Raw genomic sequence first — 18,099 nt, forward strand, 5'->3', positions numbered from 1 at the left:
GCGTCCGCCCGCTTCAGGTAGGACTCGGTTGTTGACTACCGGCCCGGTGCGGAGGGGGAGTTGGATGACAGGCAGCGAGTCCGAAGGCCGTTTAGGGGAGGAGTTCTTCGTCCCCGGGAGCTCGTCGTTCACCGAGTTCCTGACCGCGCACCGGCCCCAACTGCTGCCCATGAGCCCGCAGTTGCCGCCCGGCGTGCGCGCCGCACCCGGTCGGTTCCCGCACGGCACCACGGTGTTGGCCCTCGCCTACCGCGACGGCGTGATGATCGCCGGCGACCGCAGGGCCACGATGGGCAACCTCATCGCGCAGCGCGATCTGGAGAAGGTGCACCCCGCCGACGACCACACGGCCGTCGCCTTCGCCGGCACCGTCGGCCTCGCCCTCGACATGATCAAGCTCTACCAGGTCGAACTCACGCACTTCGAGAAGATCGAGGGCATCCCGATGACCCTCAACGCGAAGGCGACCCGGCTCGCCGGCATGATCCGGCAGAACCTCGGCCAGGCCATGCAAGGCCTCGCCGTCGTCCCGCTCCTGGTCGGCTACGACCCGTCGGCCCCCGCGGGCGGGCGCGGCCGCATCTTCAGCTTCGACGTCACCGGCGGCCCCTACGAGAAGTCCGACTTCCACGCCGAGGGCTCCGGCTCGCCGTACGCCAGGGGCGCGCTGAAGAAGCTCTTCCACCCGGACATGTCCCGACGCGAGGCGGCCCTCGCCGCGCTCCAGGCGCTCTACGACGCGGCGGACGACGACTCCGCGACCGGCGGACCCGACATCAACCGCCGGATCTTCCCGCTGGTGTCGGTGATCACCGAGGACGGCTTCGAGCGGCTGCCCGAGACGGAGACGGAGGAGCTCAGCCGCGAGATGGTCGACCAACGGCGCGACCGCCCGGACGGACCGAACGCCACGGCCTGAGGAGCAGCCACTTTCCCCGCACATGGGAAAGGCCTGCCTCGGCCTTTACTGCACATGAGTTGCAAGTACGGGAGCATGGCACAAGGCTGCCTTGTGCGGCCGTTCGTGTTCCACCGACGGAAAGACCCTCCCGATGACGGCCGCCCCTGGTTCCGCTCCGCCCCTCCCCGCCCCGGCCGAGGCCAAGCGCTCGGCCTGGCACCGCGTCCGTGGCTCCATGACGCGGCAGGAGTGGATCAGGGTCGGCGGGATGGCCGCCTTCGTGCTGGCGCTGCACATCATCGGCTGGTTCACGCTGATCGCGATCGTCGCCCCCGAGCACTACAGCATCGGCACCAAGTCCTTCGGCATCGGCATCGGCGTGACCGCCTACACGCTCGGCATGCGGCACGCCTTCGACGCCGACCACATCGCCGCGATCGACAACACCACCCGCAAGCTGATGGGCGAGGGACAGCGGCCGCTGTCGGTCGGCTTCTGGTTCTCGCTCGGCCACTCCAGCGTCGTCTTCGCCCTGGCCTTCCTGCTCTCCCTGGGCGTGAAGGCCGTGGCCGGCCCCGTCCGCGACGACGACTCACAACTCCACGACGTCACCGGCCTGATCGGCACGACCGTCTCCGGCGTCTTCCTCTACGTCATCGCGATCATCAACCTCGTGATCCTGGCGGGCATCTGGAAGGTCTTCCGCCGGATGCGCTCGGGCCACTTCGACGAGGCCGCCCTCGAAGAGCAGCTGAACAACCGCGGGTTCATGAACCGGCTCCTGGGCCGCGTGATGAAGTCGATCACCAAGCCATGGCAGATGTACCCGCTGGGCCTGCTGTTCGGCCTCGGCTTCGACACCGCCACCGAGATCGCCCTGCTCGTGCTGGCCGGCTCGGGCGCCGCCTCCGGACTGCCCTGGTACGCGATCCTGTGCCTGCCGGTGCTGTTCGCGGCCGGCATGTCGCTGCTCGACACCATCGACGGCTCGTTCATGAACTTCGCCTACGACTGGGCCTTCTCCAAGCCGGTCCGCAAGGTCTACTACAACCTCACCATCACCGGCCTCTCGGTCGCCGTCGCCCTCGTCATCGGCACCGTCGAACTCCTCGGCCTGCTCGCCGAGAAGCTCGACCTGCACGGCTTCTTCTGGGACTGGGTGGCCGGCCTCGACCTGAACATCATCGGCTTCGTGATCGTCGGCCTGTTCTTCGCCACCTGGGTCATCGCTTTGCTGGTGTGGAAGTTCGGCCGCATCGAGGAGAAGTGGTCCGCGGGCCTGGCCCGGCCCGCGGAACAGCCCGCCGAGTAGGGGCGATCGCAGGTCCATCGGCGACACCCCGTCGGCCACGTCTCACGAGCGCAGCCGCAGATCCTTGCGCCACTTGACGAGCTGGTGCTCCGGATCTCCCGTGTACGACCAGGGAGTTCGGGTCGCCCGCGGCCCCACCATGCGCAGCAGCGCGACAGCGATGTCCTCGACGCCCGCGTTGCAGGCGCCGTGCGCCAGGTAGTTGAGGTCGCGCAGCTCGCCGGGCTCGATGTCCTCGCCCTCCGGACGGCCCATGATCCAGCGCTGATAGGTGCGGCGTACGTCGTTCACCGCGCCGTCGCTGTTCCAGTGCTGCCCGAGGCTCACCGAGGCCCGGTTGCCCTGGGCGGTGTCGAGCGCGTAGCGGTACTCCTCCACGCGCGCGTACTGCACCAGCACCGGGAGCCCGCAGCCCGGCGGTGCCACGCCGGCCGCGTCGCGGGCGAAGTCGTACATGAGGCCGTGCGTACCGTGCCAGCGGGCCGAGTAGTAGTGGAGTATCTGCAGGTGGCCCTCTACGTTGTACGGGTCGCGCTGGTGCAACTCGTCCCACCAGCGCGCCAGTTCCTGTCGGCGGACCCCCGCCGAGTAGAGCCGGGACACGGAGATCAGAGAGATCCAGGGTGTCGGATCGTCCAGATACGCCTCGGCCGCCTGGAGACACGCCGTCACCGCCGCGTCGACGCGTTCGTGGTCGATCGGCACGCCCCGCCCTGCCGTGATGGCCAGGTTGAACGCCCGGGCGGTCTCCGTCGCGGCCCGCAGCAACAGGGCGTCGGCGCTGTAGGGTTCGGCGGCCAGCCAGGACTCGGCCGTCGAACTGCCGGTGCAGGCCTGGGCGAGCGTCCGCACCCGGTGGCCGCGGGCGAGCCAGTCCGGGCCGGTGGCGCGCATCAGGTCCCGCACGCCCTGCCAGCGGCCGATGACGATGTCGTGGCGGGCGGAACTGAGGGAGGTGTCCCCGCAGTCGGGATCGAAGTCGGGGGCGTATCGGTTGCGAGCCATCGGGTTCTCCTCAGAAGTCCGTGGAGAGACCCTCGTGGACACGGGTGCCCAACGGGGCGGCGCCGATGGGTACGTACTCGGCCTCGATGGTCCGTGAGGCGTCGAGCCGGGCGGGCCGGTAGTAGTCGCTGCCCCGTCTCCAGTACCAGAGCATCGGGACCAGGCCGACGGCGAGTCCGCCGATGCCGATCGCGAGGGCCGCGGTGTTCAGTTCGCCCAGCGACTCGAAGAAGATCCAGAACATGAACAGGGCGCCGAACAGCGGCCACACCCCGCCGAGCACGAAGTCGCCCGCCGATCTCAGCAGCGTCTTGCGGTAGGCGACGACCGCCGCGAGCCCGGCGAGACCGTAGTACACGGCGATCTGCAGACCGATCGCCGAGATCGCGTCGGAGAGGATGTCGCCCACCGAGCCGAGGGAGTTGGCCGCGATGAACATCGCGAGCGCCACCCCGCCTACCACGGTGATGGCCACCCACGGCGTGTTCCAGCGGGGGTGCACCCGGCCGAGGGCGGACGGCATCGTACGGTCGCGGCCCATCGCGAACAGCGAGCGCGTGACCTGGATGAGCGTCGTCTCCAGGGTGGCGATGGTGGACAGCATCACAGCCACGACGAGCAGCTTGCCGCCGGTGCCGGGCCAGACCTCCTGGCCGAGCACGCCCAGCACGTTCGCTTCGTTCTCGTCGATCTGCTTCGAGGAGAGGATGACGTTCACCGCGATGGTGAACACCTCGAACAGCAGGAAGACGACGCCCAGGCCGATCAGACCCGCGAGTCCCGTCGTACGACGGCTGTTGCGGGTCTCCTCGCTGAGGTTGCTGGTGACGTCCCAGCCCCAGTAGTAGAAGGCGGCGACCAGCGCGCCCGCGGCGAAGCCTGCCGTTCCCTCGAAGTGGTCGAACCCGAGCCAGGACCAGTCGAAGGCGTGGGCGTTGCCCGTGTGGAAGAGGGCGAGCACGGCGAACAGCGCCAGTACGGCGAGTTCGACACCGGACATGGCCAGTTGCGCGCGGACGGTGAGCCGGGCACCGCCGAGGACCACCAGCAGCATGGCGACGAACCAGGCGGCCCCGACCACCGTGGCCAGCGCGGTGTCGTCGGCGAGGCCCTGGTCGAACAGGGCGAGCGTCATCGAACCGGCGGGCAGCGAACCGGCCACCATGAAGATGGTCGCCGAGACGACCAGCGCCCAGCCGCTGATGAAACCGAGAAAGGGGTGCAGCGTACGCCCCACCCAGGAGTAACTGGCGCCCGCGTTCACGTCGATGCGGCCGAGGTAGTTGAAGGCCAGGGCGATGCCCATCATCGGTAAGGCGCAGTAGAGCAGCGCGGCGGGACTGGCCAGACCGACCGCGCCGACGAGGACCGCGGTGCTCGCGGCGACCGAGTAGGCCGGAGCGCTGCCCGCGATGGCCATCACCACGGTGTCGAACGTACCGAGGGCGTTGGGCTGAAGCCCTCTGCCCCTGTTGTTGTTCATCGTTGCGCTGCTTTCCGTCTTGCACGACGCGAGGTCGACCGGCCCCGACGGCGTAGCGGAGGTGGGGGGTGAAACCGCCCCGGACCGGCGAGGGTTGGCCTCGGGGCAGGGGCGGTGAAGTGGGGTGGCGGGTACCGCTCGGCGGTTGCGTCGCAGGGTGGTCACACCGTGTGTGCGAGCGATGATAGCCCCACGCGTCGGGCGTTCAGGATCGACCGAGCGGTAACAGACAGCAGCGCGGAAACGCAACGCGGGTAGATGTGGGGGAAGTTGGCGCGGGGCGGACCGGAGACGGTCCGCCCCGGGCGGGTCAGTCGCCGATGTGGTCGATCTGCCGGAGTTTGTTCGTCGCGTCGAGAGCCGCGACCTTGTAGGACTCCGCCAGCGTCGGGTAGTTGAAGACGGCGTCGACCAGGTAGTCGACCGTGCCGCCGCAGCCCATCACGGCCTGGCCGATGTGGATGAGCTCGGTGGCGCCGGTGCCGAAGCAGTGCACCCCGAGCAGCGTGCGGTCCACGGGCGAGACCAGCAGTTTCAGCATGCCGTGCGAGTCGCCGATGATCTGCCCGCGGGCCAGCTCCCGGTAGCGGGAGATGCCGACCTCGAACGGCACGCACTCCTCGGTGAGTTGGTCCTCGGTGCGGCCCACGAAGCTGATCTCGGGGATGGTGTAGATGCCGATCGGCTGGAGGTTCTGCATCTGCCCGACCGGTTCCCCGCAGGTGTGGTAGGCCGCCGCCCGGCCCTGCTCCATCGACGTGGCGGCCAGCGCCGGGAAGCCGATGACGTCACCGACGGCGTAGATGTGCGGCACCTCGGTGCGGTAGTGCTCGTCGACGGTGATCCGGCCGCGCTTGTCCGCGGACAGGCCCGCCTTGACGAGGTCGAGGTCGTCGGTGAGACCCTGCCGGCCCGCCGAGTACATCACCGTGTCGGCCGGGATCTTCTTGCCGCTCTCCAGAATGGTCAACGTGCCCCGCGCGTGCCGCTCCACGGCCGCGACGGTCTCGCCGAACCGGAAGGTCACGGCGAGGTCCCGCAGGTGGTACTTGAGCGACTCGATGACCTCGACGTCGCACATGTCGAGCATCCCGGCGCGCTTCTCGACCACCGTCACCTTGCTGCCGAGCGCCGCGAACATCGAGGCGTACTCCATGCCGATCACCCCGGCGCCGACGATGACCATGGAGCGCGGGACGCGTTCCACGGACAGGACGTTGTCGGAGTCCATGATGGTCTGCCCGTCGAACTCGACGCTGTCCGGGCGGGCCGGCCGGGTGCCGGTGGCGATGATGATGTTGTCCGCGCTCAACAGCCGTTCCTGGCCGTTGACTTCGCTCAGGGCGACGGTGTGGGGATCGACGAAGTGGCCGGTGCCGGCGTACAGCGCCACGTGGTTGCGGGAGAGCTGGTTGCGGATGACCTCGACCTCGCGGCTGACCACGTGCTGGGTGCGCGTGGTGAGGTCGGCGATGGTGATGTCCTCCTTGAGCCGGTAGTTCTGCCCGTAGAGGTCGCGCTGGGTGAGACCGGTCAGGTACAGCACCGCCTCGCGCAGGGTCTTGGAGGGAATGGTGCCGGTGTGGATGGAGACCCCGCCGACCATGTCGGGGCGGTCGATGACGGCGACCCGGCGGCCAAGCTTGGCCGCGGCGATGGCGGCCTTCTGGCCACCCGGTCCTGATCCGATGACGAGCATGTCGAAGTCGCGCACCTACCCGAGTCTGTCAGCCCGAAGCCCCTCTTCGAAAGGGTGAACGGGCAGCGGCCCTGTCGTGAGCCCGTCCGAAGTGCCCGGGAGTGACGTGAAGTTCCGGCCGGTGACCGCTTCCGTGCCCACGACCGGTCCCGGCGGGCGACAAGGGGTGATAATGCGGACATGGGCCATCGACTCGCCGACGCGAGTGCCCCCGCCCGGCTGGCCGCCCCCGACGAGGGCATCGGCCGGGACGAACTGGCGCTCGCCACCCGCAACCACGGTCTGCCACTGGAGGCGCTGCGCTACGACGTCACCCCGCCCGGCCTGCACTACGTACTGACGCACTACGACATCCCCTACGTCGCCCAGGACCCGCCCTGGCAGCTGACCGTCGGGGGCCGCGTCCGCCGTCCGCTGGAGCTGGACCTGGCCGCTCTGCGCGCCTTCCCCGAGGTCACCACGCGGGTGACGCTGGAGTGTGCGGGCAACGGCCGGGCCCTGCTGACGCCCCGCCCGGTCAGCCAGCCCTGGCTCGTCGAGGCGGTCGGCACCGCCGAATGGACGGGCGTACCGCTCAGGCTGCTGCTGGCCGAGGCCGGTGTGGAACCCGACGCCGTCGACGTCGTGTTCTCCGGCGCGGACCACGGCGTGGAGCGCGGCGTCGAACAGGACTACCAGCGCTCCCTGCCCATCGACGTCGCCACCGGGACCGAGCCCGAGGTGCTGGTCGCCTACGCGATGAACGGCGGCCCGCTGCCTCCGCAGCACGGACACCCGCTGCGGCTGGTCGTGCCCGGCTGGTACGGCATGGCCCATGTGAAGTGGCTGCGCGAGATCGCCGTCACCGACGTGCCGTTCACCGGATTCCAGCAGACGGTCGCCTACCGGCTGCGTCAGGAGGCCGGCGACGAGGGCGAGCCGGTCACCCGGATCGCGCCCCGCGCCCTGTTGGTCCCGCCGGGATTCCCGGACTTCATGTCGCGGGCCCGTGTGGTGCGTCCGGGCACGGTTCCGTTGGAGGGCCGCGCCTGGTCGGGGCGGGCGCCGGTCACCGGCGTCGAGGTCAGCGCGGACGCCGGACGCACCTGGCGGCGGGCCGAGTTGGCGCCCGCCGACGGGCGGCGCTGGGCATGGCGGCGCTGGCACTTCACCTGGGACGCGAGCCCCGGCGAGCATGTGCTGAGCGCACGGGCGACCGATGCCGAAGGCCGTACCCAGCCGCTGGACCAGCCCTGGAACCGGGGCGGCTTCGCCGTCAACCTCGTTCAGCGGGTGCCGGTGCTGTGTCTGGAGGACGACCAGGCGGACCTGGCCTGACAACCGGCGGACGCCTCACGGCAGTAGCTTCTCCAGGGCCGCCGGGCCCTCCTCCGCCAGCTTCCGGCGGGCCCATTCGAGGGTGTGCGGGGTGAGGTCCTTGCCGGCGGCGAGGACGAGGTCCTCCGGCGACACCTCGGTGCCGGTGCGGGTGTGGAGCAGGTCGTCCGGGGTGACGAGGTCCTCGGGCGGCTCGGGCTGTGACGTCGGCATGATCGGTGCTCCTCGTGGATCCGGATCGCTGCGTCGGACCCGGTGGGTGTCATCGGGTCCTTCTCTCACCATTCAACGCTCGCACACCCCGTGCATCCCGTGTGATCGGGAAGCGGCCCGGCCCGGGATGCCGCCGCGACCGGGCGGGCGTCTAATGGGATGACGAGCGGATCGGCCGGCAGAGAAGACCGAGGCCATGACACCCACCGCAAGCACCGGGGCGGGAGCGGGGAACGCCGCCAGGGGAGGGTTCCTACGACGGCTGGGCGAATGGTGCGCCCGCCACTTCGTGATCGTCATCGTGGCCTGGCTGGTCGCCCTCGTGGCACTCCAGGTCGTCAACCGCTCCTTCGGCGGGGACTACTCGGACAACTTCTCCCTCTCCGGCGTGCAGTCCCAGGACGGCCTGGACGTCCTGAAGAAGCACGATCCCGCGGCCGGCGGCTACGGCAGCCAGATCGTCCTGCACGACGGCAAGCAGTCCCTGACCGCGCTCAGTTCCCAGCTGTCCACCACGGTCGGCGACCTGCAGAAACTCCCGCACGTCCTGTCCGTCCAGGACCCGCTGTCCGCCCAGTCCTCGAAGGTCGGACCCCTCTCCACCGACGGGAAGACCGCCTACATCACCGTCCGCTTCGACGTACAGCCCTCCACTCTCGGCGACAACTACCTGCACGGAGTGGACGACGCCGTACAGCCGTTGCGGGCGGCGGGCGCGCAGGTCGAGTACGGCGGACCGCTCGGCGAGTTGGCGCGTCCGGTCGCCGACGACCGGGTCAGCGAGCTGATCGGTTTCGCCGTCGCGATCGTCGTGCTGCTGGTCGGCTTCGGCAGTGTCATCGCCGCCGGCATCCCGCTGCTGACGGCGCTGATCAGCGCGATCGGCGGGCTGGCCTGTCTCGGTCTGCTGGCCGCCGCGTTCACCTTCGCCACCGTCTCGCCGACCCTTGCCACGATGATCGGCCTGGGCGTCGGCATCGACTACGCCCTCTTCCTGATCACCCGGCACCGGCAGAACCTCATCGACGGCGCCGATCCGGTGCACTCGGCGGGTCATGCCACGGCCACCAGCGGACGTGCCGTGCTCGTCTCCGGCTGCACGGTGATCATCGCCCTCGCGGGACTGTCCGCGTCCGGAGTGAGCTTCATCGGGAAACTCGGCCTCGCCGCGGCCGTCACGGTCGTCTCGGCTGTCATCGGCGCGCTGACCCTGGTCCCGGCCCTGCTGGGGCTGATCGGCAAGCGCATCGACCGCTACCGGGTACGCCGTCCGGTCGCCGAGACCGACGCCGAGGCGGGTGCCGAACCGCAGGGCACCTGGCACCGCTACGCGCAGCGTGTGGAGCGGCGGCCCTGGCAGTTCCTGGTCGCCGGCGTCGCGGCCGTGGTCGTCCTCGCCATCCCCGTGTTCTCGATCCAGCTCGGCCACATCGGCGACGGCGCCGACCCCACCTCCTTCACGGACCGGCGGGCGTACGACCTGATGACCGACGCGTTCGGCCCCGGCTCCAACGGCCCGCTCACCGTCGTCATCGACCAGACCTCCGTACCGTCCGCCGACCGCTCCGACCTGGCCTCGCAGGCGCAGAAGACACTGAACGGCGTGCCCGGCGCCGCCACGGTCACCCCGCTGACCGCCACCAAGGACGGGGACGTCCTGATCGGCACGGTCTACTCCAAGCAGTCCCCGCAGAGCGCCTCCACCACGGACCTCACGAACCGTCTGGTCGACACCACCCTCCCCGACGCGGTCTCCGGCACGGACGCCAAGGGCTACGTCACCGGCACGACGGCCGCCCAGGTCGACTTCCGCGACATCGTGGCGAGCCGACTGCCCCTGATCATCGGCGTGGTGGTCGCTCTGGCCTTCCTGATCATCCTCGCCGTCTTCCGCGGCCTGCTCGTCGCGATCAAGGCGGCCGTCCTCAACGTGCTCTCCATCGCCGCCTCCTACGGTGTCGTCGTGGCCGTCTTCCAGTGGGGCTGGGGCGGGCCCGCGCTCGGCGTCGAGGGCAAGGTGCCCATCGAGAGCTACGTCCCGATGATGATGTTCGCGATCATCTTCGGGCTGAGCATGGACTACGAGATCTTCCTGCTCTCCCGCGTCCACGAGGCGTGGCTGCGTACAGGCGACGCCAAGGCCTCCGTCGCGCACGCGCTGGAGATCACGGCGCGGGTCATCAGCTGCGCGGCACTGATCATGGTGAGCGTGTTCGCCGCGTTCATCGTCAGCGACAACATCGTGGTCAAGATGCTCGGCCTCGGCCTCGCCGTCAGCGTGCTCATCGACGCCACCGTCGTACGGCTGCTCATGGTCCCGGCCGTGATGACCCTGCTGGGCCGGCACGCGTGGTGGACACCCCGGTGGCTGGACCGGATGCTCCCGCACATCGACGCCGAGGGCGATCACGAGCAGAGCGCCGAGCCGCAGGTCAGCGAACGTCCGGTTTCCCGGGCGTGAGCACCAGCATCGTCACGTCGTCGAGAACGGCCGGCGCGTACCGTACGAGATCCGCCCACACCCGGTCGGCCAGCGCGGCCGGGTCGTCGTCGGCCAGGGCGGCGAGGCGGGCGGCCAGCGGGTAGAAGGCGCCCGAGGTGTCCCTGGTCTCGCTGACGCCGTCGGAGGCCAGGAAGAGGCTGTCGCCGGGCTCCAGGCGGAGCGTGAGCGCGTCCGACGGAGAGCCGTCGGACAGGCCGAGACCCAGCGGGGTCCATGGCGCGAGTTCGATCTCGGTGGCCCGCCGGCCCCGCAGCAGCACTGGCGCAGGATGCCCGCAGGACACGATGCGCACCTCGCACGCGTCGGGGGAGAACTCCAGCAGCACGGCGGTCGCGAACAGCTCGGAGTAGTGGGCCTCGGCCGAGTCCACCACCAGCCGTCGATCCAGCCGGGCGGCGACCGACTCCAGGTCCGGCCGGTCCAGCGCCGCCTCCCGGAACGCCCCCAGCAGCGAGGCGACGGTCGCGATCGCCGACAGACCGTGCCCGCGCACGTCGCCCATGACCGCCCGTACGCCGTGCGGTCCTTCGCGTACGTCGAAGAAGTCGCCGCCCACCAGGGTGCCGCGCTCGGCGGCCCGGTACAGGCCCGTGCAGTGGACCCGGCCGACCCGCTCGGGCACCGGCGGCACGACGGCACGCTGCGCCGCCTCGGCGACCGTGCGTTCGAGGTCCAGCTGGGCGTCGCGACGACTGCGCACGTACGACACGAACACGCTCAGCGCGGCGACGAAACAGATGGTCAGGAGGTCGGTCTCGCCGGGGTGGTCGAAGTGGAAGGCCGGGACGTCGAGCACCACGACCACCACGACACCGAGCACCGCGGTCGCGAGCGGACCGTACGACAGGACGGCCAGCGGCGGGATCGCGCCCAGCAGGAACCCGATGTCCAGGGCATGGCCGCTCACCAGCGTGGCCGTGCACACGCCCGCGATCAGGGCGACCGGCAGCACCCGCACCCAGCGCGGCGGCGGCGCGCCGCGCAACCAGGTCCGCCGGTCCTGGTCCCGGCGCGGAGACAGGACGGGCACCTTTCCCACACGCACCACGCTCCTACGCCGGGACGTCTCCCGCATGCCGACCCGCGAAAAGAGATCCTGTGAATCCAAGGCCGGTGAGAGGAGGACCCGCCGGAAGCGAGCCCGCGAGCGGAGAACCCGCGTAAAGGGGTGGACATGTCCACGATCGGTTCCCTAGCGTGTGATCACCACGCCAGGAGGCCCGACGGAAGGAGGCGAGTGCCGTGCAGATGACACCTATCCAGCGCTCCCTCCCCGTAGCCCCGGCGTGCTTCGGCTGAGACCGTCCCGGGAGCGCTCCACGCAGTACGCATCCCGGAGGAATCCATGACCGATCTGGTCATCCGCGCGCTCGACGAGCGCGACGCCCATCTCTTCGACACCCTGCCCGACCCGCTGGACAACCGTGCGGCCCACCGCCGGACCACCCACCGGCCCGACTGGAAGCGGGTCGCCCTGCGGGACGGTGTCGTCGTCGCGCGCGCGGCCTGGTGGGGCGGCCCCGACGACGCCGAGCCCCTCAACGTCAACTGGTTCGACGTGGCCGAAGGGGAGGAGGAGGCCGGCGCCGAGCTGCTGCGCACGGCTCCCTGGCAGGTCGAACTCGAACTGAACCTGCCCGGCACCTGGCGCGAGGACCCACGGCTGCGCGCAGCCGCCGAGGCCCGCTTCACCGCCGTACGAGCGGCAGGGTACGAACTCCTCGTCGAACGCTTCCTGTACCGCTGGACACCGGCGGACGGGCTCCCCGAGCGTCCCGGACGGCTCGTCTTCCGTGCCGAACCGGACGACGCCGTGTTCTTCGACGCGCTGCGCCGCATCCACTCCGTCACCCTCGACGCGCACGCTCTCAAGGCCATCGAGGAGGGCGGCCTCGACCGGGCCGCCCAGGAGGAACTCGACTTCTTCCACTGGTGCCCGTCGCCCCGGGAGTGGTGGCAGCTGGCGCACACCCCGGAGGGCGAGCTTGCGGGCATCCACATCCCGGCCCACAACCCGTCCGGCCCGACCGTCGGCTTCATCGGCGTACTGCCGGACCAGCGCGGCCACGGTTACTCGTACGACCTGGTGGCGGAGTGCACGCACTTCCTGGTCGAGCAGGGCGCGGAGTTCGTCACGGCGGCGACGGACCGGGGGAACTTCCCGATGGCCGCGAACTTCGCCAAGGCCGGGTATCCGGTCGTGAGGGAGCGGATCAACTTCGAGGTCGCGCGAGGGTAGTTGGACGAGGGAGGGCGGGGCCGGTGCCCAACTGGGCCGGCCCCGCCCGCCGTTGCCGGTGACTCGTCAGCTGGCGTTCGCGTTCAGCAGGGACTCCGCCTCGGCGAGGATCTCGGTGACGCGGAGGCCGAACTCGGCGTCGCACGGGTGGGGTTGGCCGTCGGCGGCGGACGCGATCAGGGCGTCGGCGGCGCGGACGAGGGCCTCGACCGGGCCGACGGAGCTGTCCGGGAAGTGGGTCACGCCGGCCTCGCCGCGGAGTTCGACGTCGGTTCCTGTGGCGGCGGGCGGTGCCGTCAGGCTCAGGGTGAGGCTGCTCGACGCGCCGCTCGTGTGGTCGAGGACCAGTTGGACGGTGTCGCCGGGGCCGGGCGCCGCGGCGGCCACGCGTCGGGTGTCGCCCAGGATCGGCAGCAGGACGGACAGGGCGTGCGGGCCGACGTCCCACAGGGCGCCCTTCTCCCGCCGCCACGGCGTCGCGAACGGGCTGTCGCCGGTGAACACATCGCCGATCCACTGCGCCCGGGCCGTGAACCAGCCGCCGGTGCCCGCCTGTTGGGCGATCCACGCCGCCGTCTCCGGGACGAAACGGCTCGTGAAGAACACGACCGAGGCCACGCCGGACTCCTTGACCGCCTCGACCACCGTCCGGCCCTGGTCCACCGTCGTGGCCAGCGGCTTGTCCAGCAGCAGGTGCAGCCCGGCCCGCGCCGCACGCGCCGCCAGCTCCGCCTGTACGGCCGGCGGCAGCGCCACGGCGACCGCCTCCACGTCGGCGAACAGCGCGTCGACGTCGTCGTAGGCGCGGGTGCCGTACCGGTCGGCCAGTTCCTTGGCGGCGTCGGGGCGACGGCCCCACACCCCGACGAAGTCCAGGTCGGTGTGTTCCTGGAGGGCGGGGGCGTGAGCCATCCCCGCCCACGGGCCGGTACCGAGCAGTCCGATGCGCATGCCGTCGCCTCTCCACTCCGCCGCACGTTACGACGCCTGTTCGAGAGCGAGCGTCGCACACCTCCGGGCCGGGCGCGCAACCCACTTACCGATCATGTGCCGTGTGTCGTGCCGACCTCGCGCCACCCGCCGTACCGGGCCCGGGGAGCGCACCGCCGATTCAGTGGTGCGGCTGCTGAATGCGTTCACTTTCCTCTATTGGACCTCCGGCCACCCGCGGGGTGAGGGTGGAAGACGGTCCGGCACGCCGTCACCCCCGACCGGCGCGCCGGCCGCCACCGCATTACGCGCGACCAGCCGAAAGAGGTCACGAACCCATGCAGACCCGCCGCATCGGTGATGTCGAAGTCAGTGCCATCGGACTGGGCGGAATGCCCATGTCGATCGAGGGCCGCCCGGACGAGGCGCGCTCCCTCGCCACCCTGCACGCCGCGCTCGACGTCGGCGTCACGCTGATCGACACCGCGGACGCCTACCACCGGGACGCCCACGAGGTCGGCCACAACGAGACCCTGATCGCCAAGGCCCTCGCCTCCCACGACCGGGGCGGCGAGGTGCTGGTCGCCACCAAGGGCGGCCATCTGCGCCCCGGCGACGGCAGTTGGACCCTCAACGGCAGCCCCGAATACCTCAAGGAGGCCTGCGAGGCGTCCCTGCGCCGGCTCGGCGTGGAGGCCATCGGGCTCTACCAGTTCCACCGGCCCGACCCGAAGGTGCCGTACGCCGAATCGGTCGGCGCGATCCGGGACCTGCTGGACGAGGGCAAGATCCGGATGGCGGGCGTCTCGAACGCGAACCCCGAGCAGATCCGGCAGGCGAACGAGATCCTCGGGGGCCGACTGGTCTCGGTGCAGAACCAGTTCTCCCCGGCCTTCCGCTCCAGCGAGCCGGAGCTGGAGCTGTGCGACGAGCTCGGCATCGCCTTCCTGCCCTGGAGCCCGCTGGGCGGCATCACCAGGGCGAGTGAACTGGGCTCCACGTTCGGGCCGTTCGCCCGGATCGCCGAGGACCACGGCGTGAGCCCGCAGCGCGTCTGCCTGGCCTGGATGCTCGCCAAGTCGCCGCTGGTCGTGCCGATTCCGGGTTCGAGCCGCCCCGAGACGATCCTCGACTCGCTGGCCGCGACCGAGTTGGAACTGAGCGCCGACGAACTGTCGGAACTGGACGGCGTCTGACCTCGGTCCGCCCGGCGCCGGCCGGTGTAATCCTCGCAGGCATGGGGAGAAAGCGCTTGCTCGCAATCCGGCCACTGGGGTAGGACACCACGCATGGCGTCGTCATCCGAGAAACCGCTCGACCACCGCTACCGGGACGAACACCCGATCCGCACACTCGGCTATCTGTTCCGCGCCGACCGCCGCCGACTCGCCGCGGCGGTCGGCGTCTTCACGGTCAAGCACAGCCCGATCTGGCTGCTGCCGCTGATCAGCGCGTCCATCATCGACACCGTCGTACAGCACGAGCCGATCAGCCGACTGTGGTGGAGCACGGGGATCATCCTCTTCATCCTGCTGATCAACTACCCGCTGCACGTGCTGTACGTGCGCCTCCTGTACGGCAGCGTGCGCCGCATGGGCACCGGCCTGCGGTCGGCGCTGTGCACGCGGATGCAGCAACTGTCCATCGGCTACCACTCACGCGTCAGCGCCGGCGTGCTTCAGGCCAAGGTCGTGCGGGACGTCGAGACGGTCGAGCAGATGGTGCAGCAGACCGCGGAGACCGGGCTCGGGGCGATCACCGTGCTCACCGGCGGACTGGTCATCATCGCCGTCCGCACACCGGAGTTCGTACCCGTCTTCCTGGTCGTGGTGCCCGCCGCCGCCCTCGTCGTGGCCCTGCTGCGGGCCCGACTGCGCACCCACAACGAACACTTCAGGCACGAGGTCGAGACCCTGTCGACGCAAGTGACGGAGATGACCCGGCTGATCCCGGTCACCCGCGCGCACGGCCTGGAGGGCAAGGCGCTGCGCCGCATGGACGGCACCCTGAGCCGGCTGCTCACCTCCGGCAATCGCCTCGACCTCGTCAACGGCCGGTTCGGCTCGCTGGCCTGGGTCGTCCTCAACGTGGTCGGCGTCCTGGTCCTGGCCGGCGCCGCCCTGGTCTCGTACTACGGCGTCTGGGGCGTCACCGCCGGCGACGTCGTCATGCTCAGCGCCTTCCTGACCACCCTCACCAACTCGACGACCACGCTGGCCGCGCTTGCCCCGGTCATCACCAAGGGCCTGGAGTCGGTGCGTTCGGTCGGCGAAGTCCTCCAGGCGCCCGAACTGGAGGACAACGAGGGCAAGGACGAGGTCACTTCACTGCGCGGGGCGGTCGCCTTCCAGGGCGTCGGGCACGTCTACGAGACCGGGGACCGGCCCGCCGTACGGGACTTCACCCTGTCCGTCGCGCCGGGCGAGACCGTCGCCCTGGTCGGCGCCTCGGGCGCGGGCAAGTCGACGGTGCTCAACCTCGTCATCGGGTTCATCCGGCCGACCTCGGGCCGGCTGCTGCTCGACGGTGCCGACATGAGCGCCCTCGACCTGCGGACGTATCGGCGGTTCGTGTCGGTGGTGCCGCAGGAGTCGATCCTTTTCGACGGCACGATCCGGGAGAACGTCGCCTACGGGATGGACGAGGCCGACGAGGAGAGCGTGCGGGCGGCGCTGCGGGACGCCAACGCGCTTGAGTTCGTCGACCGGCTGCCGCGGGGGCTCGACACGCTGGTGGGGGACCGCGGCGCCCGGCTGTCCGGCGGGCAGCGCCAGCGTCTTGCCATCGCCCGGGCCCTGATCCGGGACCCGAAGGTGCTGATCCTGGACGAGGCGACCTCGGCGCTCGACACCCGCTCGGAGGCCCTCGTCCAGGAGGCGCTGGCCCGGCTGCTGCGCGGCCGTACCACCTTCGTGGTGGCGCACCGGCTGTCCACCGTGCGGGGCGCCGACCGGATCGTGGTGATGGGGGACGGCGAGATCCTGGAGGTCGGCACGCACGAGGAACTCCTGCGCGGCGGCGGGGCGTACACCGCCCTGCACGGCGGCCAGGTCGCCTGACGAGGGCGCCCGGGGCGGTGTCGTCAGGCGGCGCTGCTCCGGGGGAACAGATGCGGACAGGCCGCGTCGTGGTCGGTGCCCAGGCTCGTCCACCAGCGCTCGCAGCAGGCGGCGTCCAGCTCCTCGCGGACGATCTCGTCGGCGGCCGAGCGGGCCGGGCGGCGCGGCCCGGCGCAGGCCGTGCGCAGGTCGTGGATCAGGGTCTCGCGGACGACGGCGATGACCAGGACCACGCTCGCGGCGGCGAACAGGAAGGCGATCCAGAGGGGTCCGTAGCGGAATTCGAGGACCATGGTCCAGGCGAGTCCGCCGCTGGTGGCGAGATACAGGGCGCAGAGGAGGCGGCCGGAGCGACTCATGAGCGTTCACCGTTCGTGCAGGATTGGTTGCGCCGTGTTCAACGCCTCAGGGCGGGCGAGGAATCGGGTGGGGCGGCGGATTTGCGTCAAATCCGGGTCGGAGTAGGGAAGATGTGACGCGCACGCCACCGGAACGCCCTGGTGGGGGTGTTGGCGATAATCCGTTGGATCTTGTCATTTCAGCCTCTGTGGGAGCGCGTCGACGCTCCATAGCCTGAGCCGCGCACGGCTACGCCCATGGAGAGAGCCCCCCGATGACCAAGTTCCTGTTGTCCCTGCACGTCCTGGCGGCCATCGTCGCCATCGGCCCCGTCACCGTCGCGGCCAGCATGTTCCCGCCGGCCGTGCGCCGGGCCGGCGCGGACGCCGCCGGGGTGGGCACCGTCCGGCTGCTGCACCGGATCTGCCGTGTCTACTCCGGCCTCGGTCTCGCGGTGCCCCTCTTCGGCTTCGCCACCGCCGCCGCGATGGGGGTGCTCGGCAGCGCCTGGCTCGTCGCGTCCATCACCCTGACCACCGTCGCCGCCGGCATCCTCATCGCCTTCGTCCTGCCCCGCCAGGACGAACTTCTCGGCCAACTCGACGCCGAACAGCCGGTGGAGCGGTCGAACACCGCTCAACTCGCCATGTTCACCGGCGTCTTCAACCTGCTCTGGGCGACAGTCACCGTCCTGATGATCGTGCGGCCCGGCTCCACGACGGGCGCCTGACCGTTCGTCAGGGCAGCGCGAAGGGGCTACTCATACCGCATGTGCGGTCGTCAAGTCCCCCGGGGTAATTCACACCGCGCAGTGCCGGTCCGCATACACTCGGCGACCGGGCCCAATCGTGTGGGCCCCCACAGGAAAGGCGCGTTGCCGGGTGTTCCAGGAGTCCCCCATCTACGACCGACTCGTCGCCGAGCGCGGCGACGTCCCCGCTCAGACCCGTCGCGAGGCCGAGCGCGTGAGCCGGGAACTGGAGTACGTCATGCGACCGCTGCAGTCCTTCGGTGCCACACCGCCCGCCGAGCGACCCGCCTCCCCGGGCGCCGGCTGGCAGCGGACGGCCCTGCTGCCCGGCTCGCGGCCTAACTGACC

General features: G+C 70.6%; 16 protein-coding genes. 9 read left to right on the top strand and 7 right to left on the bottom strand.

All coding sequences use genetic code 11. From position 1 onward, the window contains the following. Positions 1-64: 64 nt before the first annotated feature. Both prcB and ACWDR3_RS17405 read left to right on the top strand, forming a co-directional pair. A complete protein-coding gene (prcB, locus tag ACWDR3_RS17400) occupies positions 65-919 on the top strand; it encodes a proteasome subunit beta (protein WP_450353350.1) in 855 nt (284 codons plus the stop codon). A gap of 133 nt (positions 920-1,052) precedes the next feature. Beyond that, complete coding sequence (locus ACWDR3_RS17405; protein ID WP_450353351.1) at positions 1,053-2,213, top strand: HoxN/HupN/NixA family nickel/cobalt transporter; 1,161 nt, start codon at positions 1,053-1,055, stop codon at positions 2,211-2,213. Positions 2,214-2,255: 42 nt separating this feature from the next. On the opposite strand, the gene ACWDR3_RS17410 is transcribed toward ACWDR3_RS17405, so the two are convergent. The 3 genes from ACWDR3_RS17410 to sthA form a co-directional block, all read right to left on the bottom strand. After that, positions 2,256-3,218: a hypothetical protein gene (locus ACWDR3_RS17410; protein ID WP_450353352.1), complete on the bottom strand. Its 963-nt coding sequence runs from the start codon at positions 3,216-3,218 to the stop codon at positions 2,256-2,258. 10 nt (positions 3,219-3,228) lie between these two features. Then, positions 3,229-4,701 carry an APC family permease gene (locus ACWDR3_RS17415; RefSeq protein ID WP_450353353.1) on the bottom strand — a complete coding sequence of 491 codons (1,473 nt, stop codon included), beginning with the start codon at positions 4,699-4,701 and terminating at the stop codon, positions 3,229-3,231. Between the two features lie 310 nt (positions 4,702-5,011). Beyond that, positions 5,012-6,415, bottom strand: a complete 1,404-nt coding sequence (sthA, locus tag ACWDR3_RS17420) for a Si-specific NAD(P)(+) transhydrogenase (RefSeq protein WP_450353354.1) — start codon at positions 6,413-6,415, stop codon at positions 5,012-5,014. 165 nt (positions 6,416-6,580) lie between these two features. Here sthA and ACWDR3_RS17425 point away from each other — a divergent pair, with 165 nt between their 5' ends. Beyond that, positions 6,581-7,717: a sulfite oxidase gene (locus tag ACWDR3_RS17425; RefSeq protein WP_450353355.1), complete on the top strand. Its 1,137-nt coding sequence runs from the start codon at positions 6,581-6,583 to the stop codon at positions 7,715-7,717. A 15-nt stretch (positions 7,718-7,732) separates the two neighbouring features. Here ACWDR3_RS17425 and ACWDR3_RS17430 read toward each other — a convergent pair whose 3' ends face one another. Next, positions 7,733-7,930 (bottom strand): hypothetical protein, encoded by a 198-nt coding sequence (locus tag ACWDR3_RS17430; RefSeq protein ID WP_450353356.1) that lies wholly within the window; start codon positions 7,928-7,930, stop codon positions 7,733-7,735. 196 nt (positions 7,931-8,126) lie between these two features. Between ACWDR3_RS17430 and ACWDR3_RS17435 the strand changes: the two genes are divergently transcribed. Next, positions 8,127-10,391, top strand: coding sequence for an MMPL family transporter (locus tag ACWDR3_RS17435; RefSeq protein WP_450353357.1), 2,265 nt, complete (start codon positions 8,127-8,129; stop codon positions 10,389-10,391). Here the strand turns inward: ACWDR3_RS17435 and ACWDR3_RS17440 are convergent. Then, positions 10,363-11,472, bottom strand: coding sequence for a PP2C family protein-serine/threonine phosphatase (locus ACWDR3_RS17440; RefSeq protein ID WP_450353358.1), 1,110 nt, complete (start codon positions 11,470-11,472; stop codon positions 10,363-10,365). The genes ACWDR3_RS17435 and ACWDR3_RS17440 overlap by 29 nt on opposite strands. Positions 11,473-11,778: 306 nt before the next feature. On the opposite strand from ACWDR3_RS17440, the gene ACWDR3_RS17445 reads away from it, so the two are divergent. After that, positions 11,779-12,672: a GNAT family N-acetyltransferase gene (locus tag ACWDR3_RS17445; RefSeq protein WP_450353359.1), complete on the top strand. Its 894-nt coding sequence runs from the start codon at positions 11,779-11,781 to the stop codon at positions 12,670-12,672. Positions 12,673-12,738: 66 nt separating this feature from the next. On the opposite strand, the gene ACWDR3_RS17450 is transcribed toward ACWDR3_RS17445, so the two are convergent. Further along, positions 12,739-13,623 carry a Gfo/Idh/MocA family protein gene (locus ACWDR3_RS17450; protein WP_450353360.1) on the bottom strand — a complete coding sequence of 295 codons (885 nt, stop codon included), beginning with the start codon at positions 13,621-13,623 and terminating at the stop codon, positions 12,739-12,741. Positions 13,624-13,940: 317 nt separating this feature from the next. On the opposite strand from ACWDR3_RS17450, the gene ACWDR3_RS17455 reads away from it, so the two are divergent. After that, positions 13,941-14,798 carry an aldo/keto reductase gene (locus tag ACWDR3_RS17455; RefSeq protein WP_450353361.1) on the top strand — a complete coding sequence of 286 codons (858 nt, stop codon included), beginning with the start codon at positions 13,941-13,943 and terminating at the stop codon, positions 14,796-14,798. 93 nt (positions 14,799-14,891) lie between these two features. Continuing rightward, positions 14,892-16,661 (top strand): ABC transporter ATP-binding protein, encoded by a 1,770-nt coding sequence (locus ACWDR3_RS17460; protein ID WP_450353362.1) that lies wholly within the window; start codon positions 14,892-14,894, stop codon positions 16,659-16,661. Between the two features lie 23 nt (positions 16,662-16,684). On the opposite strand, the gene ACWDR3_RS17465 is transcribed toward ACWDR3_RS17460, so the two are convergent. Then, the gene (locus tag ACWDR3_RS17465) at positions 16,685-17,020 is read right to left on the bottom strand and encodes a hypothetical protein (protein ID WP_402343555.1); all 336 of its coding nucleotides are present in this window, start codon (positions 17,018-17,020) and stop codon (positions 16,685-16,687) included. Between the two features lie 254 nt (positions 17,021-17,274). Between ACWDR3_RS17465 and ACWDR3_RS17470 the strand changes: the two genes are divergently transcribed. Then, positions 17,275-17,730: a hypothetical protein gene (locus tag ACWDR3_RS17470; RefSeq protein WP_450353363.1), complete on the top strand. Its 456-nt coding sequence runs from the start codon at positions 17,275-17,277 to the stop codon at positions 17,728-17,730. A 151-nt stretch (positions 17,731-17,881) separates the two neighbouring features. Beyond that, complete coding sequence (locus ACWDR3_RS17475) at positions 17,882-18,097, top strand: hypothetical protein (protein WP_123996128.1); 216 nt, start codon at positions 17,882-17,884, stop codon at positions 18,095-18,097. The last annotated feature ends 2 nt before the right edge of the window (positions 18,098-18,099 follow it).

The sequence above is a fragment of the Streptomyces sp. NPDC001002 genome, assembly GCF_053599215.1.